Origin of the sequence: Paenibacillus sp. FSL H3-0302, from assembly GCF_037982245.1 — a bacterium.
In the GTDB taxonomy this organism is placed as follows: domain Bacteria; phylum Bacillota; class Bacilli; order Paenibacillales; family Paenibacillaceae; genus Paenibacillus_AQ; species Paenibacillus_AQ odorifer.
The window spans coordinates 3816546-3842414 of record NZ_CP150284.1 but is presented as its reverse complement, the minus strand read 5'-3'; the positions used below and the strand labels follow the sequence as shown (position 1 = coordinate 3842414).

Sequence of the window (25869 nt, the reverse complement as noted above, 5' to 3'; positions counted from 1 at the left end):
AATTGTAAATGAAGATTCGCATATATAATTTTTGGCAATATAGTTTTTTACTTTAGTATGGAGGAAGGAGAGAACTTCATGAGTATTAGCTTGATATGGGCAATGGGTGCCAATCATGTCATAGGAAAAGATAACGATATGCCTTGGCATTTGCCGCTGGATTTTGCTTATTTCAAAGCAGAAACATTGGGCAAAAGAATGCTAATGGGCCGCAAAACATGGGATTCGCTCGGAGGCAAGCCCTTGAAGGGCAGAACGAGCCTAATTCTAACTAGGGATACTGATTATTCAGCTGAAGGTGCAGAGGTTCTACACACGCTTGAAGAGGCTCTCAGTGAGGGTAGAAAAGAAGATGAGCTGATGGTAATCGGTGGTGCGGAAATTTATCGGTTGATGTTGCCGTATGCTGACAAGTTGATGTTGACGCAGATCGAACAGGATTTTGAAGGAGATACCCGGTTTCCTGAGATTGACTGGAGGATGTGGAAAGAGGTCTCCAATATCAAGGGAATTCGTGATGAGAAGAATCCGTATGATTACCGTTTCCTTGTTTATGAACGTACGGAATAGCAATAAAACGTTTTCTCTGACATAACATGTGAAATAGTACAAATAATCAGTAGATTTATCCATTACTGTGCAAAAGTGATGAATGTTACTATAATTAAAATTAGAAATGATTATGTATAGGTATAGAATAGAATGTGCAGGTACTTCATTGCGTTGCTGACAACCATACGAAGCCGCAATATGCTACAATGTACTATACTTCAACACGAAGAGAACGGATGGGGGAAACGTAAACATGTCTACACCTACAGGTTTTATGGAGTATAAACGGCAGCTCCCAGGTGATCGGGATCCTGAGCAGCGGGTAAAGGACTGGGAAGAATTCCACCATCATTTATCCGAGGACGAGCTTCGGACACAGGGCGCACGTTGTATGGATTGCGGAACCCCCTATTGCCATACAGGTATTGATATGGCTGGCGGGACCTCAGGTTGTCCAGTACACAATTTAATTCCGGAATGGAATAACTTGGTGTATCGTGGACTCTGGAAAGAAGCACTGGAACGTCTGCATAAGACAAACAACTTTCCTGAATTCACAGGCAGTATTTGTCCCGCTCCCTGTGAAGGCTCTTGCACAGTGGGCCTGATCGGACAGCCGGTAACCATCAAAACAATTGAACTTGCGATCGTTGATAAGGGTTTTGAAGAGGGCTGGGTTGTACCTAATCCTCCGGAGAAACGGACTGGCAAAAAAATTGCAATCGTAGGCTCTGGACCTGCTGGACTTGCCGCAGCAGCACAGCTTAACAAGGCTGGACATTCTGTAACTGTATTTGAGCGCAGTGACCGCATTGGCGGACTGCTGACATATGGAATACCTACTATGAAGCTTGATAAAAAAGTTGTACAACGTCGTGTAGATTTGCTGGCTGCTGAAGGGATTAACTTCGTAGTGAACACTGAGATTGGTAAAGACATTCCGGCTCAGCAGCTTGTTGATGAGTATGATGCGGTCGTTCTGTGTGGTGGAGCTACTAAAGCACGCCGTTTCAACATTGAAGGCAGTGAGCTTAAGGGCGTTATGTATGCCATGGATTATTTAAATGGCACGATCAAGAGTTACTTGAATTCCAATCTGGAGGATGGTAACTATGTATCCGCTGAAGGTAAAGATGTAATCGTCTTGGGTGGCGGGGATACAGGATCTGACTGTGTTGCCACAGCGCTTCGTCATGGCTGCGGCAGTATCACTCAATTTGGTACACATGAAAAAGCGCCTCTGCAACGGGATCCGATTGCTAATCCTTGGCCACAATTTCCGAATGTGTACAGCTTGGATTATGCGCAAGAAGAAGCGAAAGCTATTTTTGGCGATGATCCGCGTGAATTCTCTATCATGACCACTAAATTTGTTGGGGATGAAGAGGGGAACTTGAAGGAGCTTCATACGGTGCAGATCCGCCGGATCGTGGATGAGACAGGTCGTAAAATCTACCAGCCCGTTCCTGGAACGGAAGCTGTATATCCTGCTCAACTCGCTCTCATCGCTATTGGTTTCGATGGACCGGAGCAAGATATTGTTGAGGAGCTTAACCTGGAGACTGATCGTCGTACCAATGTGAAAGCACGTTACGGCAAATTCAATACGAACGTAGATAAAGTGTTTGCTGCGGGCGATATGCGTCGTGGTCAAAGCTTGGTGGTCTGGGCCATCAACGAAGGTCGCGAAGCTGCACGTGAAGTGGATAAATACCTGATGGGCTCAAGCGTTCTTGTCTAGGCATTAATTCAAGAAGCCGTTTCAAAAGCAGTTTACCTGCTGGAGAAGCGGCTTCTTTTTGGAGCCGACGCTTGACGGAAATATTATTTTCATATAGATTTAATACAATATTTAAATGACAAAAGCATTGACCAAGGACTTACGATCCTAGTAGCGTTAGAACAGAGAGGGAACTCACCGGCTGAAAGGTTCCTCAAATACGTGTGGATGGTATCCTGCCTGGGTAGCTGCAGCGTATAACCGCTGCCGGAATCGGCCGTTATTCGATCGAGGATCGCCAAATCAAGTGTAGACTATGTACGGGCTGGCGGTTAAATAAGGGTGGTATCACGACACATTCGTCCCTGACGAATGTGTCTTTTTGCGTTTAGAGCGTTCATTTTTTAGGGAGGGTACAAATATGCGTCAAAGTAATCTTTTATTAACAACTCTGCGTGAGGCACCTTCAGAGGCGGAGACAAGCAGTCATCAGCTGCTGCTGCGTGCGGGATATATCCGCCAATTAGCAGCGGGAGTGTACACTTATTTACCGCTTGGCAGACGTGTTTTACGGAAAATAGAAGCGATTGTGCGGCATGAGATGGATGTCTCTGGGGCTCAGGAGGTATTGATGCCATCTATGCAGCCTGCGGAGCTCTGGAAAGAATCAGGCCGATATGAGGTATACGGTAAGGAGCTGATGACGCTGCGGGATCGTCATGAGCGGGAATTCATACTAGGTCCTACACATGAGGAAGTAGTAACCACACTCGTCCGGAATGAGATCAGCTCCTATCGTAAGCTTCCTATTACCGTATATCAGATTCAGACCAAGTTCCGAGATGAACGCCGACCACGTTTTGGACTGCTGAGAGGCAGAGAGTTTTTGATGAAGGATGCTTACTCTTTTGACACAAACCTGGAAGGTCTAGATAAATCATATATCCAAATGTTCGAGGCTTATCACCGGGTATTGGAGCGATGTGGATTGAAATTCCGTGCTGTCCATGCGGATTCCGGTGCGATTGGAGGCGAGGGCGGCAGTCATGAATTTATGGCGCTGGCTGATATTGGGGAGGATACGATTGCAGCATGCACCGTTTGTGATTATGCGGCCAATCTGGAACAGGCAGAGTCCGTGCGGCCTGTAAAAAATGAAGTTGTCATACAAGTACCGGAGATAGAGAAATTCCTCACTCCTGATTTGCGCACAATTGAGCAACTAGAGCAGGAGCTAGATATCCGGCCAGACCAGATTATCAAAACATTAATCTATGAAGGTGATGGACAGATTTTTGCTGTACTGGTCCGGGGTGATCATGAAGTCAATGAAATAAAGGTAAGTAAATATTTAGGAACGAATGAGATTAAGCTTGCTGACTACGAGTCTGTGAAATCCTTAGCGGGCGTTGAAAGTGGATTTGTAGGACCTGTAGGCTTAACGCTTACTGTCCTAGCAGATGCGGCAGTAGCTGATATGACTCAAGGGATTACAGGGGCGGGAGAAAAAGATTATCACTTCCGTAATGTCGTACCCGGCAGAGATTTTTCGCTTGAGCATGTGGGGGATTTTCGGAATGTAGCAGAAGGTGAAGTTTGTCCGCATTGTTTGGAGGGTATTTTGCATTTTCATCAAGGGATTGAAGTGGGTCATGTCTTCAAATTAGGTACTAAATACAGTGAAAAGCTAGGCGCTTCTTACTTAGATTCTTCAGGCAAAAGTCAACCTATGATTATGGGCTGTTACGGAATTGGTATCTCACGGCTTTTATCCGCTATTGCTGAACAGCATCATGATGAGGATGGATTAATGTGGCCAGCAGCATTGGCACCTTATCAGGTTCATATCTTGATAATGTCCGTCAAGGATAGTGAGCAGCGGACGGTTGCCGAAGGTCTCTATGATCAACTAACCAAGCTTGGCATTGAGACGCTGATTGATGATAGGGATGAACGCGCTGGTGTGAAATTTAAAGATTCAAGCTTGATCGGGATACCTCTATCAATAGTTGTGGGCAAGGAAGCATCACAGGGAAGAGTAGAGTATCTGAACCGAAACACAGCGGGGAAAGAAGTCTTAGAAATTATGGAAGCTGTGTCTCGGATCAAACAATTCTATTCACAGCTGATATAAATGATCTTTTTTCATTTAATGGGAATGCCAATGATCAGGGCAGGAGAGTGTTGCTGGTAATTTTGTGAGAGTATTGCCTTTTGCCGCATTGATCTGTGCCTGAGTGAGAAAGAGAGCTTCTGCTAAATTAGCACCTCTGAGGTCAGTATCGCGAAAGTCTGCCCCAATAAGGTCTGCACCTCTGAGATTAGCGTCCCTAAGGTCTGCGGCTATTAAATAGGCTCCTCTCAAATTGGCGCCTCTGAGATCGGCTCCTGTGAGCTTAGCTCCCATAAGGTCGGCACCTCGACTGAAATTCTTCGCTGATTTCTTTAGTTTACGGCGAGCCTCAGTTCGTACAAGCTCACTGACCTGCAACAGTAACATATTGATTTTTGCTCGATGAGCGGCAACATCCACTTTTGCAAGTGCTTCAGGATTAAGTAAAGTGAGCTGTTCCGTTTCATCGAGAGCTGTTTGCAGCTCCGTATGGATTGTACGGGTTATTTCTAAGTTTAAAGATTCATGTAAATACCAGAGCAGCTCGTGCAAATGCCACATGATCGGAAATACCTCGAACATTTGCTTCGCAGTTTTCGGATTTTTCCTCCAGTCTTCTCCAGCATAAGTGACTTGAGAAATCTTTTGCCCAGCTCCAAAACAGTCATAGACCGTGCAACCACGGTAGCCTAATTCTCTTAGCTCTGTATGTACACCACAGCGAAAGTCCGACTGTAGATTGTGACATGGCTGTCCAGCGTCTTTGTCTCTAGCGAAATCTATGGAAGCAGCAAAAGGCAATGCGGCACAACACAAGCCAAAGCACTGCTCACAATCCGCCTTCAGGGCAGAGAGGTTTCGATCAGAAAAAGGTTCAGTAAATCTGTGATTCTCATACAAGGTTTGTTTCCCTCCGATATATGAATACGCTTATACCAACTTATTTTAAATCAAACGAAAGATTATGAAAAGTCCGGTCGATTAAAAAAAACCGAGGTTAATGTTATAATAGAGTACTGGACCTATTTTGGACTTAAGAACGAGAAGGTAAGGAGCGAATGTTTTTGAAGACACTTATTATTGCGGAGAAACCGGACATGGGGCGGAATATCGCCGCCGCAATAGAACCAAAGGCTAAAAATTACCGTTCCTATCTTGAAGGGGAGCAGTACATTATTACATGGGCAATAGGGCATCTAATCGGATTGGCTGAGCCGGATGCATATGATGTGAAATACAAAAAATGGAATATTAATGATCTTCCCATTATTCCGGACCCATTCAAGCTAGTTCCTAATGCGCGGACCATTGATCAGCTGAAGGTAATCGGAGAGCTAGCTAAACGAAGCGATCTGCTAGTAAATTCTTGTGATGCCGGGCGAGAAGGCCAGCATATATTTTCGCTCATTCAGCGGCATTTGAAGCTTGAACATCCTGTGAAGCGGCTGTGGATTTCCGATTTGACCCCAGAGACAATCCGCAAAGGCTTTCAAGAGCTAAAGGATGGGGCGGAGTACGAGAATCTAACCAAAGCAGCAAAAGCGCGCAGTGAAGCCGATTGGTTAATCGGTATGAACGGATCACGTGCATTTACTACGAAACATAATGTGCTGCTGTCGGTGGGGAGAGTTCAGACCCCAGTACTTGCACTTATTTATGATCGCCAGAAGACGATTGAGGCGTTCTCATCCCTTAAGTTTTTTGAGGTGGAGGGCCATTTTACACAAAATGAAATGACCTATAAAGGCATGTGGCAGGGTGACCGGCTGACTGATGGTGAGAAGGCGGAGGCGCTGGCTGCCAAGGTCAAAGGAAAACCGGGACGTATTGAATCTTATGAGGTTAAGGAAACGAAAGAGTACCCGAATAAACTGTATGATTTAACGCTGTTGCAGCGGGAGGCGAATGGGAAGTACGCTTTTTCCGCTAAAAAAACACTCGATATCGCACAAGCCTTATATGAAAAGCATAAGGTGATATCCTATCCGCGGACGAATTCTAACTATGTTACAGAACAAAATATTCCGGAGATGCATAAGACTTTATCTGCGCTCCAAGGGACGGCTTATGATGAATGGGTGAAGGGCGCGAATCGTAATCACGTTCATAAAGGAAACAAATTTATCTGCAATCCCTCCAAGGTAGAGGATCACCATGCGATTTTGCCTACATATCGGAAAGCAACAGGGCTTAGTGCGGATGAGGGAAAGCTGTATGATTTGATTGTGCGGCGCTTTTTGTCACAGTTCTATCCGGCTGCGGAATATAAAGTGCATACGGTTATGACTGATGTAGAGGACGAAAAGTTCAAAACTACTGTTAAGGAATTATTAAACCTCGGTTGGAAGGTTATTTACGCGGACCAGAAAAAAGATAAAGCGAAGTCGTCCAAGGGAAAAAACAAGGATGATGAGGAAGACGAAGAGATTGAAGTGAATGAACCGTTCGCAATCGCTCCGGCAGATGAGGTGATCTGTAGTGACGCTATCGTTAAAGAGAAAGATACACAGCCGCCAAAGCATTATACGGAAGGCACGCTGCTTAGAGCGATGGAAAGTGCCGGAAAGCAGATTGAAGACGAAGAGCTTCGGGATGCTATGAAGGATTCAGGGCTGGGTACTCCAGCCACACGAGCAGCAACCATTGAACGGCTTAAGAATGTCGGATACATTGAAATGCAAGGCAAAAAAATCGCCATCACGCAAAAAGGACGAACGGCTATTGAACTGATACGTGGAGCGGGCATCGAGCTGTTGACTTCACCTGAAATGACCGGCCAGTGGGAACGTCGCTTGAACGAAATATCAAGAGGAACGGCGTCGGACGGACAATTTATGGAGAATGTAAAAAGATTTGCCTGTATGATCGTGGACAAGGTTCGTGTGCAGTCTCGGGCGTCCAAAACTTCTTTTGAAGGGGAAACTCCTTCTGTGAATACAGGGGCTAAAGGTCGGAGTGGTGGAGGTACATCTCGTAAAAGTAGCGATAAACCTGCCGCGCCAAGAAAACGTAAACCAGCTAACGAAGAAGAATCAGCAAATTCAGGTCCGAAAATTATCGGAAACTGCCCGCGTCCTGGCTGTGGCGGGATGATTTTTATGGGTAAAAAAGGCTACGGCTGCTCTCATTACAAAGAAGGCTGCAAGTTCGTGATCTGGAAAGAGAACCACGGGCGTACCCTTACAGATACACAAGTAAAGGCATTAATTGAAAAGGGCCGTACGGGTAAGCTGAAGCTTGCGAGCGAAGACGGCACCCCGCTGGAAGGCAAACTTGTGCTTAATAATATGGATACGGGTCAATTAACAGTGGAGTCATAGTCTGACTGGAAGTTTATATGGAACACGGGTGATTACATCACATTTGCATGTACGAAGCCGCTAGCGGACACAGATGACCCAAAACGCGGGAATACGTCCTTTTTGGACTGCTATCGGACCGCATAGTCGTTATTGGCATGAAAAGGGCTATATATGCACCGCTTGCGGGAGAATAGCAGCACTGGAGTCCGCAAACTTGCTTCAACGGCAATAAATTCGCCAATAGCATCAGCTGGGTCCGTAGTCAAGACTATTAGTCGGACTCGCCGTATATGGGATATGGTTTCGGTGACAGCTGTGAGAGACTATATATTTTACACATAAAATTCATTAGTTAAAGAGTGTAGGACATACCTATCTTAAACGGGATGTAGTAACTTGTGCGCACAAGATATTATGATTACGTAGGGGGCTGATCTTCACTCTTTTTCTATCTTGCGGGATAAATCCAGAGGTTACATTTTGATAGGGCAGTATAGTCACTACTAGAATGGAAGGAAGGATGACAACATGGGAATGCGTGGATATTACTTTGCTATGGATGACAACCTAGTGCAACAAATTGTTACAGGCGACATTGCATTGAATAGCTTGAAAATAGACGATTATCCCGGACTGGACATTGATAGATCCTGGGAGGCGATTCACTACTTGCTTTGTGGAGTTATTTCCGATGGAGATGCCCCTCTTAGTTATGTTGTTCCGCTGACATCAGACAAAGGCATCGATTTTGGCTCATTCGGGGCGTTTTCCTTACGTGCCAAGCAAGTTGCAGAAGCGCATCAGGTTATTTCTGAGCTGGATGAAGCGCAGCTCCGCTTGCGGTATGATTTCCCGGCCATGGTTAAGGAAGAAGTATATCCTCTTGAACCTGATATTGTTTCAGACGAGGATAAGGATGCGTTCTTTGCCTACCTGCTACAGCATTTTAACGAAATCCGGCGCTTCTACAGCCAAACTGTAGCCGAGGGCAAAGGTCTCATCTTTTATATTTTCTGATTCTAACCAAAAGACGACACACGTCTCCTGATTCCATTGAGCGAGATAAAAAATAGAACCTTTGACTGATGAAGATTATGATGATTTGTGAAATAAATGACCAATTACGGGAAACGGTAGGTTCAATTAATCCAATGAGACGAAGAGGGGGAAACGAAAATGAAGACGATCAAGTGTATGATGGACCACCTGTACTGGGCGGACGCACAAATCTTAGAAGCGCTCGAGGAGAGTGAGATGAAGAACAAGGACCTTCTGAAGCTGGTTCGGCATGTCGCGGTTGCGGAACGAGTCTGGCTGTCCCGATTGCAGGGCAAGGGTAGTGCGCAATATTCGTTGTGGGAGGAAGCAGAGGACCTGACGGCGATCCGAACGGAGTTCGAAGAAAACGCCGAGAAATATCGTGTGTATATCGAAGGGCTCGAGGAATCTGATTTGGACGTGAGGGTCGATTATGCGAACCAGAACGGAGTCCCGTTCCAAACGTCCGTCCGGGATATCTTGTCGCAGGTCATTTTACATGGGCAATATCACCGGGGACAGATCAACCGGGCACTTCGGATGGAATTGGCAGAACCTGTCCAAGTTGATTACATCACGTTCGCCAGACTCTAACAGGGTCTAATCATCACCATTACCCGGAATGAGATGGGCATTGAACTCCTCCGAAATGATTTAGTTTACTCATGCAGGCTCATGAATTCGTAGGATTTTACCTTTAGCTAAATGTGAGATAAGAAGGAAATTGAAGAGGCGGTGGCTTGGAACAACTGTAAGGGCATGTGATTTTCACTCCCATGTCTCAACGGGTCCGAGCCCTTTTGTTTAATGCCTCCCGATACTCCATGCTTCTTGTCCATCCTGCGAATGCATGACACGCTTAAGCTGCTTGCGGAAATAACTTTGACAGAACGATAGGGTTATACACCGACCACTAAATGCAAAGAGGAAATCTGAGATTCAATATGTATTCCTTAACGATACAAACGAAATAGTGGTACCGTTTCATGATGAGATTCCGAAATAGTAGGACCAAAACGTTTGAATTGTCATCTCTTTTCCGCAAGTAGAATCAAGCAATGCAAATTCCATTACTCTACAATGACTATAGAGTGGTTGAAACGAGGTGAACAGACCAATTGTACGAGTGGCACAAGCAAATCCAAATAATCGTTAATGAAATTGACGAGTGTATTAAGAATCGTAACAGTGAAGCAATAACGCTACGATTTCTTTCTCACAAGTTAGGTTATTCCGAATTTCATGCTACGAGAAAATTTAAGGAAATATCGGGAATGCAATTTAGGGATTATCTACGGCATAGAAAATTAGCCTTTGCACTAAAAGAGGTTCGGGATAGTGAAAAGAGCATTTTGGATATTGCTTTTGATTATGGTTTTTCATCACATGAAGCTTTTACCAGGGCTTTCAAGGGAACATATGGTGTAACTCCAAGTGAATACCGGAAAAAGCCTATGCCTGTCGCCCTTCGTACAAAAATAAACTCTTTCGACCGCTACTTTTTCGGATTTGGAGAGATTGGTATGATGAAATCTACAGATGATCTTAACATTTATTTTGTAACCATTCCCACTCACAAATTTTTGCACATTAAAAACTATGAGAGTAATGGGTATTGGGATTTTTGGCAAAAGCAAAGTCTTATTACGGGACAGGACTGCGAAACAATTTGCGGCTTACTCGATAGTATCAAGGGCAAATTGGATGACGATGGCGGGAGTGAATCTAACGGTGGCAGCGGTCAGATTATGGCTTACATTAATGACCCGGATGGCAGACTCTGCGATTGGGGTATTCCACGTACAGAGTGTTTTGGTGTACGTCTTCCTTTTGATTATAAAGGTGAAGTACCTCCACAAATGCTTATGATTGATGTTCTCGAAGCCGAGTATATTGTTTTTGAACATGAACCATTCAATTATGAGCAGGAAAATCGTAGTGTAGAGGAAAAGATGGAAAGGGCAATGGCAACTTTTAATTTTGCAGACACTGGTTACTGCTTTGATACTTCCCCTGGGAGAATCATTTACGTTTATCACGATCCGGAGCGGTTTTTGAAGTATATCAGGCCAGTAGTGAAGTTGACCTCTAAGCTAATCGAAACAGATTAAGCAGGTAAGTAAAAGGTTGGTGCTATGTGCTGATGAAGAAAATAAGCAGACCGGAGTGTAGTCTCCGCATTCATATCGTCGCATGATTAGTTAGATTATCTGCTTTAGAAGCAATATAAGTTTAAAGGTCCTTATTGTTGTTTGAATTATTGACAGATAGATCTGGAAAAGCCGTTCAGAGAACTGCCGGTTGGTGCGAGGCAGCGGATATCCGAATCCAAAAATCACCTCAGAGCAGTCCCCCGAATTATAGTAGATGGGACCGGGATTCTACCGTTACAAAGAAGCATCGTTGTTGGACGATGGCAAAGAGGGCGTTTATTATAAACGTCAATCAGGGTGGTAACGCGGAGCAACTCCGTCCCTAATGGGATGGGGTTTTTTGCGTCTTCATAAATTAATTATTAAATTGGCAGGCGAAAAATGAACAAACCGTAAGAAGAACGATTAGTTCGAAAAATCCGGAAAAACGTTGACCAGATGAAAGGGGGATATTGCAATGCAATTCAAGTTGTATACGGATGTCTATGAGTTTTACAATGATACCTATGGTATGTTGATGCGTCATGAAGCACAAAATTTGATTCCTCTTGGCAATATCATAATTGGACATGAAGGAAAAGACAAAACAGACTGGCGTGACCCTGTAAATTGGCTTATGGTAACGATTTCAGATGCTAGGGGCATACAACTTACCGCCATAATGACACCGCCACACAATATTACGCTTTATGCAACAGACAACATAATTAACCCAGAAGCTATAAACTGTCTGGTAGATGGGCTGAAAGACCGTGAAATTCCAGGTGTGATGACCGAAAAAACCTTGGCAGAGTATTTTGCCAAAGAATATACTTTGCGCAAGGGAACAACCTTTAAAACAATCATGACCCAACGTATATATGAACTTACGGCAGTAAACCCAGACATTCAAAAGGTTGGTATCATTCGATTGCTAGATAAAAAGGATATTCACTTTTTCCCATACTGGGCTGAAGCATTTTATGCAGCGGGGAGTTATGGTAAAACAGAAATGTCCATCCCGCAAGATGCAGACCCTTACCTCTACCGAATAGCATCGAAAAAACTATATATTTTAGAGGACAACGGGATACCCGTTTCTATGGCAGGATATACAAGGGAGATGCAGACGGCTATTGGCGTGGCATTTGTATATACCCCTCCATATGAGCGCGGAAAGGGTTACGCAACTTCAATTGTGGCGCAAATAAGCCAACTTGCATTGGATAAAGGGTTTACTAGATGCGTCTTATATACCGACTTAGCAAATCCCACATCTAATAGCATTTATCAAAAGATAGGCTATATGCCAATCTGTGATTCGCTTCAGTTAAAATTTGAATAGTAGAATGATGCGGACAGAACTTCTACTACTTTAGAAAATAGGAGCAGAATATTCACTACGGATTGAAGATCTTGAAGGTCGATTGATCAAGCTTTGGGAGAAATATAGAGTTACAACCAAATGCAACTGTTTAACTCCGGGGTTGACGAGGTATAAAAAATGAGTTGACACAAAAGTAGTTAGGGACCATACTACATATATGAACAACAATAATAAAAAAATAAACGACATTGAGGCTATTCCCTCGCTTGTACAATCCAAGCGTCAGATTGATCGCTATAACCTAGACATAGACGCACAGGCTATACTCGTCGCGTCTAGGCTAATGGCAGCGGGAGCCATGCTTGGACACGCCTCGGAGATTCATTTCTCTAGATTCGGTTTATCAACAGGGCGTTATCGTTTATTGGCAGATCTTGAAGATAACGAAGGAGAAGAGTTGCCTTCGCAATTAGCGGAGCATCTAGGCGTTACACGTGCTACAGTGACTGGTCTTATCGACATTCTTGAACGAGATGGGCTAGTATCTCGGCGATTAAGCTCAGACGATGGCCGTCAGAAATCAGTCGTTTTAACGGAAGAAGGAGCGAAGAAGCTCCGTGAAATGGCTCCTGAGCATTTCGCTCGGCTGGAAGCTATGGTGGGGTTGCTCAACATCGAAGAACGCAGCGTATTTCTCGACTTGCTAGGTCGAGTTACACAAGGCATTTCAGCACTTACGGGCGAATTAGGCTCGAAACCAAAGGGGAAACATCAGTAATGAGTAGAATTGGGCTAGTGAAGCTAGCCTATTTTTACTCTTATATAGTTAGGCGCCTAATTATAGTTCGCTGAAATCAATCGTTGAACTATTTCAAAGAAGAAGGGAGCAAGTAAATGAACCAGATGAAATACCCGAATCAGACAGATGATGTTTACAGCATCAAGGCTGTTGGTTCCAAGAAAAAGACTTTTGTACTATGGCGTGAAGTTGTAATGGCCTATGCTGCTCCTGCCATTATGGCAGGTATCGGGGGATTGGTTACTGCAGATAGGGGGCTTCAAATAGCGGCATTGACCACTATTGGCGGTGCATCCGCCTTGATGGCCTTGATGATTGGACTTTTGTTGCATAGTCGAGTGGGCCATTTGCGATGGGTCATCGGTGCACCTCACTTGGTTGTGGTAGGGGTATTCGCAATGGCCGGGTCCTCATTTGGGCTATACGCTGCATGGGTAACATCTGTTGTAGTAGAAATTATGATACCGAGTAATCACTTGGTCTGGGTAAATCGTGTCTGGATCGATTTCCCGTTGTCTGGATTCATAGCGAGCACGATAGTGACATGGCGGTGGCGACTTGCCGTCACAACTAATTTTTCATCCAAAAGGAGAAGATAAAAATGATAGTTATTATGGGAGCAACAGGTACGATTGGAAGTGCGCTTTTGGAACGTTTGGTTGATCTTGGTGTACCTGTCAGGGCGCTGAGTAGAGAGCCAGAGAAGTTGCGTGATCAAATCGGAGAAAAAGGCCGATCGACTACTGAGGTCGCAAGGGTAGATGCTTCCGATCCTGAATCGCTGCGACGCGCGTTTACAGATGCTAGCCAGCTCTTCCTTGCCATGTCCAACAGTCCAAGACAAATCGAATTGGAAACCTCAATCATTCAGATTGCCACCGAATCTGGAATCAAACATATCGTAAAAATATCCAGTCCAGCCTTTGAGCAGAGCGCTCCAGTGGCAGTGGCGGGCTGGCATCAAGAAATTGAGAACACGTTGAGGGTATCGGGTATCACCCATACCGTATTGCGCCCTTATGCGTTCATGCAAAATTTAATGCGCTTTGCACCAACGATCACAACCCAAAATGTTTTCTTCGGCTCTATGGGCGTTTCACCGTGTAACTTTATTGACTGTCGCGATATTGCAGACGTTGCCGTAGAAGTTCTGACCAACGACAAGGTATCAGGCCATATATATACGCTTACTGGTTCGGAGATTTTCAGTTATCCCCAGATCGCGAGTCGACTATCTGCCCTGCTTAATCGGCCGATAAGTTACATCAACATGGACCCTCAAGTACTACTCCGTAATCTTATTGAGCATGGGAATCTGCCTCCTTGGCTCGCGAACCACGTTGTGGAAATTCAAACCATGTCTAGGATGGTGCCAGAAAGTCCAAATGACACTGTGAAGCGTTTACTCGGCAGAGATCCACGCACACTAGACGCCTTTCTACATGAGTGTTTAGATAATTTCCGGTAGAGGCGGAGTCCACCTATTCTGATATTTGTATCGATAACAGTATTTTATTCCGATTCCCATATCTAAATGGTTCAGAGTGTATCCCAAAGGTCATAAAATGACTGCCGGGATGCACTCTTTTTATTATGTCCTAAGGAACTCAACTCATAGAACTAGTTCTTCTATAGCATTTATATCAGCATTACAAGAAATAAGCTAAAATTCGTCAATAAGTTAGTATTATTTACGAAATAACACTAAAAAATCTAATAAAAAATTAACGAAAAATTCATATTATAAGATTAAGTTATATTAATAATAACTAGTTATGCTAACTAACGTAACTTTTTTTCTTGACAATCTTTGTGGAAAATTTTAGAATGTAAGCGATTACTCTTAGTTTCCTAAGTGATATTCAAAAGAAGACATTCGTAAGTTCACAAACAAACATCGGAGTTTAAATTTAGGGGGGCAAAGCATGAAAAGGTGAAGGATAACATCATAGATAACAAGATAATAAAATGTTAGTTTTTTGTTTTATGACTATGTATGAGGGGGTTCACTTGAGGATGAAAAAAAAGAACGCGTTCTTAGCTCTACTTCTGTCATTTTCTTTGTTATCTGTGACTGCTTGCAGTAATTCCTCTAATAGTGCCAATGAGAACGGTAAAAATGCTGCAGGTAATAGCAATACTTCGGTAAAAGCAACCAGTGATGTAGGTCAAACGGCAGTTAAGAATGAAGGCGCTTCTGATCTTGAAATTAAAGCGGGAAGTTCGGTAACCGTTTTCAATCCAAAGATCCCGACGCTCGATCCTACACAATGGCAAGGACAAATTCTGGTAGGGCAAGGAACTTTGCTCGAAGGGCTTTATGGCTACAATCAGGATAATGAAATCGTTCCGAAAATTGCGACAGGTTATACCGTTTCAGATGACAAAAAAACTTGGACGTTTACCCTCCGTAAAGATGCCAAATGGTCAAATGGCGATCCTGTAACCGCCCATGATTTTTATTTTTCTTATATGTATCAATTGGATCCAGCTAACACAACCGCACAACTTTGGCTAAGCGTACTTAATTTTGTGAAGAACGGATATGCATACCATGCCGGATCTGTAAGTAAAGAAGAAGTTGGTCTAAAAGTAGTTGATGATTACACGCTGGAAATTACGACCACGCTGCCTCACGCTATTCTGGGGGATATGGTTCTTTCCGGGTCGATGCCTATGAATCCTAAAGCGGTCGAAGCGAACCCTGGTAAGTGGTTTGAACCGGGGAATTTTGTGAGCAATGGCCCTTACATGGTTAAATCTTTTACACCTAACGGTGAACTCGTCATGGTGAGCAATCCGAATTATGTAGGTGCAGCCGGCCAGCTTAATCACGGCAATGTAGAGACCATCCATGTTCTTCCGGCGACAACCGTACCGGTGGAGGATTATATGTCCGGCCATGCAGATGTCGTTCTAATCCAAAGCGCGTCTGATTTACAATACGTGAAGAAAACGGAGGAGCTAAAGTCCCAGCTGTATACTGCAGCGACTTATGCAATCAAATATTTGCTCTGGAGCAACCCGACAACGGAATCTCCATATGACAAAAAAGAGGTGCGCCAGGCTATCGCCAAAGCGATCCAGCGTAAACCGATCGTAGAATCGGTGCTGAACGGCATGGGCGGGGCGACCAATATCTTTGCTTCACCAGGTTGGCCAACGGAAAAACTGGAGCAAGGACTTCCGGAAGATCTCGAGGCAGCCAAACAATTATTGAAGGATGCTGGTTATGAAGGCGGTAAAGGTCTGCCAACCCTATCGTTGTATGTTGGGGTCAAGCAAGTAGATGCTCAGGGTGAACAAATCGCTTTGGCGTTAGGTCAATTACTGCAACAAAATCTTGGTATCAAAACAGAGCTAGTTCAGCTCAATGAGGCGCAGTTTAACGCTTATCAGTACAGCGGACCTCAGGGCGATGCAAAACCAGGCTTTATTCTGGCGTCGGGCGCAACCAACTGGAGTGAACCAGGAAGTTTGGACATGGGTGCAACGCAGCAACTATATTCCATAGGAACACTGGATGCCCCGCTAGAAGCTACGAAACAATTCGTGGATTGGACCAAGGAAACTTATTATAAACCGGCTATTGAAAAATATGGGGATCCGGATAATAAGAACGCCGGTGTAGAATGGAGCGACTGGGCAGCATTAGAAAAAGCTGCTAAAGAGGATATCGCCTTTTTGGATAAATGGACAGCAGAGCAGCCTGCAGATTGGCAGCCTTATTTGAAACAACCGGGGCTTCCAACGGCCGCTGAACAATGGCAACAGATTGTAGACCTTTGGAAAAATGCTAAAAATAACGATGAAAAACATGCCGCCTTTGTAACCGCTTGGACCTTCGTAGCACCAAACGCGCCAGGTGGCAAGTTGAATCAAAATGCACTTGATGTACAGGTATATTACAACAGTTATCAATCTGATACCTTAAGAGATTTGAGAATGTGGCAAGCGCAATTCGTAAATGCGCTGACCGTCGAAGACGCTGCTCCTATCGCGGCTAAGGTAGTTAATAACCTGCTCGAAGAAGCTTATGCTGTTCCGTTGTATTATCAACAGCAATACTTCTTGGTAAAACCCGGCATTACAGGAGTGCAATCAAATCCTTGGGCATGGGGCAACTTCTATGGGCTACATCTTTTATCTGTAGAATAATCCTAAATGGGTTGAATAATTACCAATCGCGGGCGCCAATTATGGTGCCCGTGAATCGGTAAAGGAGGGTCGGATTTGACCATATTGAAATTTATTTCAAAGCGCATTTTACAAATTATTATCACTTTAATCTTGGTCATTTCAGTTAGCTATACCATGATGTATTATTCACCTGGCGGTTTCATGAATACGAATACCATGGCTACGGCACTGGCTCCGCTGCAAGGGCAAAACCCTGTTCTCTATCAACAAGTCATGGACCAGTTTCAAAGCCGGTATGGTTTGAATTTACCGCTGTGGCAACAAATCATGAAGTATATTTGGCATCAATTAACCTTCGATTTCGGTAATTCGATGCAGAATCCTTCTTTGCAAATTGCGACTCAACTGAAGCAGGCTTTGCCGATCAGTACACTTTTGGCCTTTGGATCTGTTGTTCTTTCGGTAATTATCGGGGTTCCGCTTGGCATTATTGCAGCACTCAAACGTAACACTTGGATTGATTATGTGGTAAGCACCATCTCATTGACGGGTCAGGCTATTCCGGCATTTGTTCTCGCGGTGATTATGGTTTTGTTATTTGGTGTTGTGTTTCAAGGAATTTTGCCTGTAACGGGATGGGGTCACTGGAGGCAAGCAATTTTGCCGATTATTTGTTTATCTGCGGCGAATGTCGGTGTTGTTGCCAGATATATGCGGGGCAGTCTGATCGAAACCATGAGGTCGGATTTTATGCGAACCGCAAAAGCTAAGGGGGTCAAATATTGGCCGATGATTTTTAAGCATGGTGTCAAAAACTCGCTGACTGCGATGATAACCGTCATCGGACCTCAATTTGCTTTTACCGTGATGGGCACGATCTGGGTGGAGCAAATTTTCGCCATTCCAGCGCTTGGTCAGGTGATGCAGACGGCATTTACCAGTTTCGACTATCCGCTCGCCATCACATCTGTATTTCTGCTGGGATCCATGATTATGATTATGAATTTACTCGTTGACATTATTTATGCCTTTATTGATCCGCGTGTCAGATTATAAGCGGCACAGACTATACGAACCTAGGAGGGGGAGCAATTGGCTGGCACAGTTGCAGCAACTCAATCGGATGTAGCTTTGAAGAGAAAAAAGAATCTTCAGAGATCCCAGTTTTATCAAGGTTGGAAGCGATTTAAAAGACATCGTCTTGCCGTTATTGGTTTGGTCTGGGTTATCCTTTTTTTGATCGCGGGGATCATTGGACCTTGGGTGGCCCCATATGACTATCGCACGGGAGATTTTTTGGCTATCAATCAAGGGCCGACCTGGCAGCATATTTTTGGTACGGATAATGTGGGGCATGACATGTTCAGCCAGATTCTGTTCAGTGTTCGAAGCGCTCTGATTATTGCTTTTGGCGCGACTTTGGTCAGCTTCATTATCGGGATCATATTGGGCTTGTGGGCCGGATTGCGCGGCGGAATCGCCGATATGATTATTATGCGTGCTGTGGATTTTATGATGACCTTGCCGGGATTTTTGTTCGCCTTGATATTAGTCATTATGCTGGGACGTGGGTATTTATCTTTGATTCTAGCAATTGGAATTCCGGGTTGGGCGGGGTATGCACGCTTGATCCGAAGTCTGGTCCTAAGTATGCGGGACGGGGAGATGGTGGAAGCGGCAAGAGCGTTAGGCGCATCTCAGGCGCATATTGCCAGACGGTATATGTTGCCGAATGTTATCGGCAGTATGGGTGTCTCTCTCGCCTTCGGGATTCCCGGTGATCTCATCCAGATTGCAGGCTTAAGTATTTTTGGCATGGGGCTTCGGCCACCAATCCCTTCATTTGGGAGTATGATTGCTCAAGCCAGTGAGAATATTCTCGGCTTTCCATGGCTGCTGTATTTTCCGGCAGGTATCTTTGCAATAACCTTGCTTTCGTTTCTGTTTGTAGCAGACGGTCTCCAGGAAGCATTCAGTCCGAAAGGAGGCAATTAATATGGGTGAACCGCTACTTTCTATTGATGACCTTCATGTGAAGTTCTCCCGCAGTGAAGATGAAGTTTATGCCGTAAACGGCGTCAGTTTTTCGATCAATGAAAATGAATCCTTGGGGATTGTTGGTGAAAGTGGCTCCGGTAAGTCAGTTACATTGATGTCATCAATTGGGCTCATCCGTGAAAATGGAAAAATAACATCGGGGACAGCTCAGTTTAATGGTAAGGACTTACTTAAAATGCGTCCCAAACAATTAGAAGATATTCGTGGACGTGACATCGGCGTTGTTTTTCAAGATCCGATGACCAGCTTGAACCCGATCATGCGTATCGGGGATCAAATAATGGAAGCCATGCTGACACATCAATATGCAAACCGGAAGGAAGCTTTTGACCGCACCATTCAGCTCTTGCATGAAATGGGGATTCCGGATCCTAAATCACGATTTAAAAGTTATCCTCACGAATTTTCCGGGGGGATGCGCCAACGTATCATGATTGCTATTGCTTTGGCATGTGAACCGCAATTATTGATTGCCGATGAGCCAACAACCGCGCTTGATGTCACTGTGCAGATGCAGATTCTTGCACTATTGCAGGATTTGCGCAGAAAACATGGGATGAGCGTAGTGATGGTAACGCATGATTTTGGCCTTGCGACCAACTTTTGTGACAAAATCATCGTGATGTACGGGGGCCAAATCATGGAGAAAGCCACTACGGACAAGTTCATAAGTGAGGCGGCGCATCCCTATTCACTTGGATTGAAACGCTCCATTATCGAAGTGGGCCACAAGGGAAAAGAAATAATGCCTATTCCAAAGACGGCAAAGACACTTACACAGACATTGACCGGCTGCCCATTTGCCGATCGTTGCTTCTATACAACTGAACGGTGTCAGAATGAAGTTCCCAAGCTTCGTGATTTTAGCACCGATCATCAGATCGCCTGCCATCATGCTGAGGAGGTCGCTTCCTATGCCCAATAATCCGCTCTTGCGCGTAGAAAATGTCTCGAAAACTTTTCGGGTACAAGGAAAAAAGCTGCATGCCATCGAGAATGTTTCTTTTACCCTGGAAGCGGGGAAAACACTGGGGCTTGTTGGGGAAAGTGGCTCAGGAAAATCAACCTTAGGGCGAATGGTTCTGCGTCTACTCGAATCTGACAAAGGAAAAATATTTTTTGAGGACGTGGAGCTCTCAAAGGCAAATAAAGAGAAGCTGCGGGCGATGCGCCGGGATATGCAAATTATTTTCCAGGATCCCAAGGCGAGTCTCAGTCCGAGAATGACGGTAGGAGACGCTATTGAAGATGCAATGGCTATCCACAAAATTGGAACTAAAGTAAGCCGGCATGAGCGTGTGATCGAATTACTTGAGCGGGTCGGTTTGCCTTCTGAAGTCCAATACGCTTATCCGCATGAACTGTCAGGTGGACAATTGCAGCGGGTTGGGATTGCCAGAGCGTTGTCACTGAATCCCAAATTGCTCATTTGTGATGAACCGGTGTCCGCATTGGATGTATCTATTCAGGTTCAAGTCATTCAATTACTAAAGGATTTGCAGAAGGAGTTTAACCTGACTTATATCTTTATTTCGCATAATTTGGCAGTAGTGGAGTATTTGAGTGATGATATCGCGGTTCTTTATTTAGGAGAGGTGGTTGAGCAAGCTCCGGCGGATGAATTGTTCAAGAAACCTACGCATCCTTACACGCAGGTCCTGCTAAATTCGATTTTGAAGATTCCGGATAGTGTGGAGCAGAAGCAGCAGATGGTATCGATTCAAGGCGAGGTGCCATCACCGCTTAATCCACCAAGTGGCTGCACTTTTCATCCGCGGTGTTCTTTTGCCTCGGATGTATGTATGGCTGTCAAGCCTGAACGGAAAATCGTGTCAGAAGGTCATAGTGCCGTGTGTCATTTGGTAGAATAAGCAGTGGCTTAATTAAGTAATCAGCAGATGACTTCTGTATATCACAGAAGTCATCTTTTTTAATTCATACACACAAAAAAGCCCTGTAAGAAGGTCACTTTTTTCAAAGTGAACAGCTTATAGGGCGCAGTTTAAAGACTGATTACTGCTTGTCAATCGCTGCTGCTAACCCTTCATACGAAGAATCCTGAAGCAGCACTCCGTTCACCATAAATTTAGGAGTACCGTTGACTCCGTAGGAACCAGCGATCTTAAAGTCTTCTTTTACATCGAACATATAGGTATGATTCTTGAGATCTGTTTCAAATTGGGCGTAATCAATGCCCTCGATGTTATTCTTAACGAATTTTAAAATGAATTTCTGAGTGGCCCAAATTTCGCTCTCATCGCCTTGATTAGCGTACAGCTTATGAAGGTATTCCCAGAACTTCTCGTTGCTTTGCTTGTAGATGGCTTCGCCGGCGCTAGCGGCAAGATAAGAGTCCCGGTCCAAAAATGCAAAGTTCATGAAGAAAAGTTCCACTTTTCCGGTATCTACGTAGTCTTTAATAAAAGTATCCAGATACTTTTCAGTCCACATTTTGCAGGCGGGACATTTGAAATCTGCGAATTCGATAACTTTAACTTTGGCATCAGGACTTCCAAGATGAGGTTGCTTCTCATATTTCAGCCCATCAACAACAATGCTTCCCTTTACGTCGGTGTAGTTGGGTAGATCTGCTGTATCATCAGTCTTATTGCTTAAGATGAAAACAATTACAGCGAGAAGGATTACAACAACGACACCTAATATCATGGGAAGCAAAGGTCTTTTGGTCTGAGATTGTTTAGCTGACACTTTCTTATTCATATCTCACCTCCTAGACAATATAGGAATACTATAAAAATAGTATAATCATCCAGTAGGTAGTGAAGATATGTCATTTGTAACAATGCTACGTAACGTTGTAGCTAGTTATTAGTTTTTGAATTTAGCGGCTGAGCGAATGACAGGGGGCACCTCGTGGATGGACGAAATAGTCATCACGGCTTGCTGCATCTCTTGCTCCAGCTCGATAAGGTTATAGCTCCATTCATTTTGCTGCTTCAGGTAAATACTGTTGATGCCTGCGGTAACTGCGGGAAGTACATCTGTACGTAACGAGTTGCCAATCATCCAGGTACGTTTGCGGTCAAAGCTTTGGGTAGCCAAAATATTTTCAAGCGCCTCAACATTTTTATGCTTCCGAATATAGATACGATCGTCAAAATAAGCATCCAGCTTCATTTGTTCAATTTTACGTTGCTGAATGGTGTCGTCCCCGCCAGTATACAAGAATAAATGGTGACCCTCTTGCTTCAGCGTATCGAGTGTTTCAACCATGCCAGGGTAAGCTTCAATTTCTTGGTCATAGACGCTTAGGCCGAGCTTGTGTAATTGCTGCTCTTGAAAGCGATCTGTCGGACGGTTATATTTGGCGCAGAAATAACGGTAGGTGGCGATTAAGGATTTGGGAAAGTTGTCGCTGGCCAGGCCACTTGTGTTGACGGTATCAACATCAATTTCTATTTGCTTGCTGCGTAATTCACTGGTGCTTGGACCAAATTTATTAAACCAATCAGTCATGAGCTCGAAATATTGCCCTAAAATTAAATCGAAATATTTGTTGCAATGAACCAGCGTATCATCTAGATCGAAAATTACTTGTTGAGTTGTGTATTTCATATCTCTCACTCCTTGGATCTGTATCTGTATAGTGTTCTATAGGTGAATATAAGATTCTAGAAACATTTGAAGCTCAGAAGCGCCGTCTGGACGGATACTGAAGCGCTCGTCTTGTTCCCCGCGAAGATGGATACGGAGTAAACCGGCTACGCGTAGGATCATTAGGTGATGCATAAGCATTTCTCTGGATTGATTTAGATCGGATTGCATCTCCCATAGAGATTTGGGTTCATGGGCGACATACCGAAGCAATCGGAGTCTGGTTGGATCTGACAGTGCCTTGGTCATGCGCAATAGCACCATCGGTGGTTCATTTTCATCTTCCAATGGCACATCTACAGGATACTGTACAATCACCATAGTGTTGTAGAAGCAGTAGGTGTTAATTGGTCGATTATGAACGGTAGGCAATAATACTATAGTCTTAAGATCCCGTATATCCTCGAAAACTACACCACCGGATGCATATTCAATTAAAGAAATAGGGTCCATTTTGCTTTCCAGCATTTTTTTCTCAGAGGCATCTTCAATTAATAACGGTAAAATCTTGTGTTCTACATGACGAAAATATTGCTCATACCAGAGTCTAAGAAGCGGACTATAGCTGCTCTTGATCCGGGAAGCTTCATCTATGGTGAAATCATGAATTAACGGTGCGATCTGCTGATAACACTCTTCTATAGAAGCTGAATCCAGATCATCCAGGAAATGCAGCACTGATGTTGCGGGCCCCCGGCTGTAAACCCAAGCATATAACACATCATAATCTGTAAATGGCCACTCGGCAGCTTGCATGAGAGCTGTTACTTTATGAGGAGTAATGCGATCTTCCACATCACTAACCCAGTGGGGACCGAGGTCTAAATTGGAGATCCATTTTCTGGTTACATATATCATAAAACTGTCCAACAGTTCATAAACCGGCGATACGTCGATTTTTAATTCGTAATCCATGTAACATGCACCCCCAGAAATCCGTAACTTCTACATATTATCTCTTGTTTTGAAGAGGGTTGTCCACTATAATGTTCGGTGTTTGCCAATTGGCGTTAGATCACATCATTGTTTTTATTATAGGGGGATATCATCCGTGTCAGACCGGCTTAAAGTATCTATACGAAGTAATAGCAAAATGACTTTCATGATTCTTATTACCGCTACTATAGCCGCAGGGCTTAGCCAAGGGCTGTTGCTGCCCATTCTATCCATTCTTTTGGAGCAAAAAGGAGTGTCCTCGTCACTGAACGGACTGAATGCTGCTGCACTATACATAGGATCATTTGGGATGACCTTGATTGCTGAACGTGTTCTTGGAGCGGTTGGATTTAAAAAATTGATAGCTGGTGGGATTAGTTTAGTCTTAGTAAGCTTGCTCATGTTTCCCTTTTTTACAGGGATCAAGGTATGGTTTGTATTGCGTCTGCTTGTGGGTGTGGGCGATGCTGCGATTAATTACGGGGCCCAGCTTTGGGTTCTGCTTATGACACCTGCCGAGCATCGCGGACGTAATCTTTCACTATATGGCATGTCCTATGGTCTGGGTTTTAGCTTAGGACCACTTGGGATAAGTCTGCTGCGTTATGGACAGGCCGTGCCTTTTATTGTTCTCGCATTTCTATTTTTGTTAGTCTTAATCCTTGTGACTACAATTCTGCCGGATTCCCGGCCAGATAAAGCGGAGAGTGGTGAAAGCCAGGTTCGCCGTTTCGGTCGTTGTTACAGCTTAGCCTGGTTCGCTTTAATTCCAGCCCTTTTATATGGCTTTATGGAAGCCAGCTTAAATAGCAGCTTTCCGGTATATGGTCTGCGTATCGGTTACAGCACAGATCAAATTGCAGCGTTATTGCCTTTTGCGGGGATTGGAGGACTGCTTCTGCAGTTTCCATTAGGTCTGTGGAGCGACCGGTTTGGCCGCAAGCGGGTACTGATTATTGCCGGGATCGGAGGCGGGATCGCCTTTGCGATGTTGCCGCTGGCAGGTGATCATTTTACGCTGACAATGGTACTTCTGATGATCGCAGGAGGATTAGTGGGCTCCTTTTTCTCATTAGGGCTAAGTCTGGCCGCGGATATTTTGCCACGACATCTACTGCCTGCTGCTAATGTGGTTGCTTCTTTCCATTTTAGTATTGGCAGTATTATCGGCCCCGGCATTGGTGGTTTGTTGCTGCAAGTGGGCTTAAGCGGCGGTATTTTCGCCCTGATGGGTGGTTTATATATCGTGTTCGGCTTGCTGGGGTTATTATTCTCGCCACAACCTAGAAATTGAGGTAAGATAAGAACGAGTGCTCGCATGGAAATTGAACTCACATTCAGAGTACACTATAGATTATAGATGAAGACAGGGAGAGGCTGAACTATGATCACAGTTGAACACTTAGCCAAGGCAGTTGGGGAAGACAAAAATCCGGTCCTGCAGGATATAGGATTTCAATTAGAGCCGGGTGAACTCGTAGCCATACTTGGAGCGAGTGGGAGCGGTAAGACCACTTTATTACGCTGTTTAGCGCTGCGAGAGAAGTGGGACAGAGGGAATTTTAGAGTGGACGGTACGGATATTATGGCGAGTGCCTTTTCCGGAAAAAGAAAAATTCGACGGGAGTGGGCTTACCTGGAGCAGAATGCAGAGCTCAATCCTAACCGCACAGCGCTGAAAAACGTGCTGATCGGCCAGTCCGCACAGACGCCAATGTGGCGTATGGTTACAGGGATGGTTCGTTCAGATGATTATATGGGTGCGATGGATGAATTAGATGCCCTTGGACTTCTAGACAAAGCGAAGATGAAGACTAGCCAGCTAAGCGGTGGAGAACGTCAGCGTGTAGCGATTGCTAGAGCATTAACTCATGGTGCCAAAGTAATTCTAGCGGATGAACCGGTTACGGGTCTGGACCCCAAATCCGCAGAAAGTGTATTGGAAACTTTGCGCAGACTGTGTAAAGAGACGGGTCTTACCGTAGTGACGGTGCTGCCTATTGAACTGGCTGAACGTTTCGCTTCACGTATATGGGTACTAGAAGATGGACGAATTAAGCATGATATAAAGGGACGTAGATTAACGTCTCAGGAACGCGCAAATTTGTAAAGTTCGGACACGGATAAGGAAAAGAGT

General features: G+C 44.5%; 22 protein-coding genes. 18 read left to right on the top strand and 4 right to left on the bottom strand.

All coding sequences use genetic code 11. From position 1 onward, the window contains the following. Positions 1-78 precede the first annotated feature (78 nt). From MHH50_RS17005 to MHH50_RS16995, 3 genes are all read left to right on the top strand, one after another. Positions 79-570, top strand: coding sequence for a dihydrofolate reductase (locus MHH50_RS17005; RefSeq protein WP_076130027.1), 492 nt, complete (start codon positions 79-81; stop codon positions 568-570). Between the two features lie 235 nt (positions 571-805). Further along, positions 806-2293: a glutamate synthase subunit beta gene (locus MHH50_RS17000; RefSeq protein WP_076130028.1), complete on the top strand. Its 1488-nt coding sequence runs from the start codon at positions 806-808 to the stop codon at positions 2291-2293. Positions 2294-2693: 400 nt separating this feature from the next. Continuing rightward, complete coding sequence (locus MHH50_RS16995; RefSeq protein WP_340033168.1) at positions 2694-4406, top strand: proline--tRNA ligase; 1713 nt, start codon at positions 2694-2696, stop codon at positions 4404-4406. Between the two features lie 15 nt (positions 4407-4421). Here MHH50_RS16995 and MHH50_RS16990 read toward each other — a convergent pair whose 3' ends face one another. Next, positions 4422-5285, bottom strand: a complete 864-nt coding sequence (locus tag MHH50_RS16990; protein WP_340033167.1) for a pentapeptide repeat-containing protein — start codon at positions 5283-5285, stop codon at positions 4422-4424. Between the two features lie 164 nt (positions 5286-5449). Between MHH50_RS16990 and MHH50_RS16985 the strand changes: the two genes are divergently transcribed. The 13 genes from MHH50_RS16985 (at position 5450) to MHH50_RS16925 (ending at position 21052) form a co-directional block, all read left to right on the top strand. Beyond that, on the top strand, positions 5450-7705 hold the full coding sequence (locus MHH50_RS16985; RefSeq protein WP_340033166.1) for a DNA topoisomerase 3: 2256 nt from the start codon (positions 5450-5452) through the stop codon (positions 7703-7705). 510 nt (positions 7706-8215) lie between these two features. After that, complete coding sequence (locus MHH50_RS16980) at positions 8216-8704, top strand: YfbM family protein (RefSeq protein ID WP_076130031.1); 489 nt, start codon at positions 8216-8218, stop codon at positions 8702-8704. Positions 8705-8863: 159 nt separating this feature from the next. Next, positions 8864-9319, top strand: a complete 456-nt coding sequence (locus MHH50_RS16975) for a DinB family protein (protein ID WP_076281723.1) — start codon at positions 8864-8866, stop codon at positions 9317-9319. A 524-nt stretch (positions 9320-9843) separates the two neighbouring features. After that, positions 9844-10836 (top strand): helix-turn-helix transcriptional regulator, encoded by a 993-nt coding sequence (locus MHH50_RS16970; RefSeq protein WP_340033165.1) that lies wholly within the window; start codon positions 9844-9846, stop codon positions 10834-10836. A 499-nt stretch (positions 10837-11335) separates the two neighbouring features. Beyond that, on the top strand, positions 11336-12202 hold the full coding sequence (locus MHH50_RS16965) for a GNAT family N-acetyltransferase (protein WP_340033164.1): 867 nt from the start codon (positions 11336-11338) through the stop codon (positions 12200-12202). 199 nt (positions 12203-12401) lie between these two features. Then, positions 12402-12962 carry a MarR family transcriptional regulator gene (locus MHH50_RS16960; RefSeq protein WP_076279322.1) on the top strand — a complete coding sequence of 187 codons (561 nt, stop codon included), beginning with the start codon at positions 12402-12404 and terminating at the stop codon, positions 12960-12962. Positions 12963-13078: 116 nt separating this feature from the next. Beyond that, positions 13079-13582, top strand: a complete 504-nt coding sequence (locus MHH50_RS16955) for a hypothetical protein (protein ID WP_175619959.1) — start codon at positions 13079-13081, stop codon at positions 13580-13582. A gap of 2 nt (positions 13583-13584) precedes the next feature. Beyond that, positions 13585-14451 carry an SDR family oxidoreductase gene (locus MHH50_RS16950; protein ID WP_340033163.1) on the top strand — a complete coding sequence of 289 codons (867 nt, stop codon included), beginning with the start codon at positions 13585-13587 and terminating at the stop codon, positions 14449-14451. Positions 14452-14999: 548 nt separating this feature from the next. After that, positions 15000-17141, top strand: coding sequence for a peptide ABC transporter substrate-binding protein (locus MHH50_RS16945; protein ID WP_076130036.1), 2142 nt, complete (start codon positions 15000-15002; stop codon positions 17139-17141). 75 nt (positions 17142-17216) lie between these two features. Next, positions 17217-18179, top strand: a complete 963-nt coding sequence (locus tag MHH50_RS16940; RefSeq protein ID WP_036687660.1) for an ABC transporter permease — start codon at positions 17217-17219, stop codon at positions 18177-18179. A gap of 36 nt (positions 18180-18215) precedes the next feature. After that, on the top strand, positions 18216-19118 hold the full coding sequence (locus tag MHH50_RS16935; protein WP_081383373.1) for an ABC transporter permease: 903 nt from the start codon (positions 18216-18218) through the stop codon (positions 19116-19118). Position 19119: 1 nt separating this feature from the next. After that, positions 19120-20106, top strand: coding sequence for an ABC transporter ATP-binding protein (locus MHH50_RS16930; protein ID WP_076281726.1), 987 nt, complete (start codon positions 19120-19122; stop codon positions 20104-20106). Further along, positions 20096-21052 (top strand): ABC transporter ATP-binding protein, encoded by a 957-nt coding sequence (locus tag MHH50_RS16925; protein ID WP_076130038.1) that lies wholly within the window; start codon positions 20096-20098, stop codon positions 21050-21052. Before MHH50_RS16930 ends, MHH50_RS16925 begins: the two co-directional genes overlap by 11 nt. Before the next feature lie 142 nt (positions 21053-21194). Here MHH50_RS16925 and MHH50_RS16920 read toward each other — a convergent pair whose 3' ends face one another. From MHH50_RS16920 to MHH50_RS16910, 3 genes are all read right to left on the bottom strand, one after another. Continuing rightward, entirely contained in the window at positions 21195-21902 is a 708-nt protein-coding gene (locus MHH50_RS16920; RefSeq protein ID WP_036687653.1) for a DsbA family protein, read from the bottom strand. 108 nt (positions 21903-22010) lie between these two features. After that, the gene (locus tag MHH50_RS16915) at positions 22011-22757 is read right to left on the bottom strand and encodes an HAD family hydrolase (protein ID WP_340033162.1); all 747 of its coding nucleotides are present in this window, start codon (positions 22755-22757) and stop codon (positions 22011-22013) included. Positions 22758-22793: 36 nt separating this feature from the next. After that, positions 22794-23711 carry a helix-turn-helix domain-containing protein gene (locus tag MHH50_RS16910; RefSeq protein ID WP_340033161.1) on the bottom strand — a complete coding sequence of 306 codons (918 nt, stop codon included), beginning with the start codon at positions 23709-23711 and terminating at the stop codon, positions 22794-22796. A 160-nt stretch (positions 23712-23871) separates the two neighbouring features. Here MHH50_RS16910 and MHH50_RS16905 point away from each other — a divergent pair, with 160 nt between their 5' ends. Together MHH50_RS16905 and MHH50_RS16900 are read left to right on the top strand one after the other, a co-directional pair. Next, positions 23872-25026 (top strand): MFS transporter, encoded by a 1155-nt coding sequence (locus tag MHH50_RS16905; protein WP_076130060.1) that lies wholly within the window; start codon positions 23872-23874, stop codon positions 25024-25026. A 90-nt stretch (positions 25027-25116) separates the two neighbouring features. Further along, positions 25117-25842, top strand: coding sequence for an ATP-binding cassette domain-containing protein (locus MHH50_RS16900; protein WP_036687647.1), 726 nt, complete (start codon positions 25117-25119; stop codon positions 25840-25842). Positions 25843-25869 lie beyond the last annotated feature (27 nt).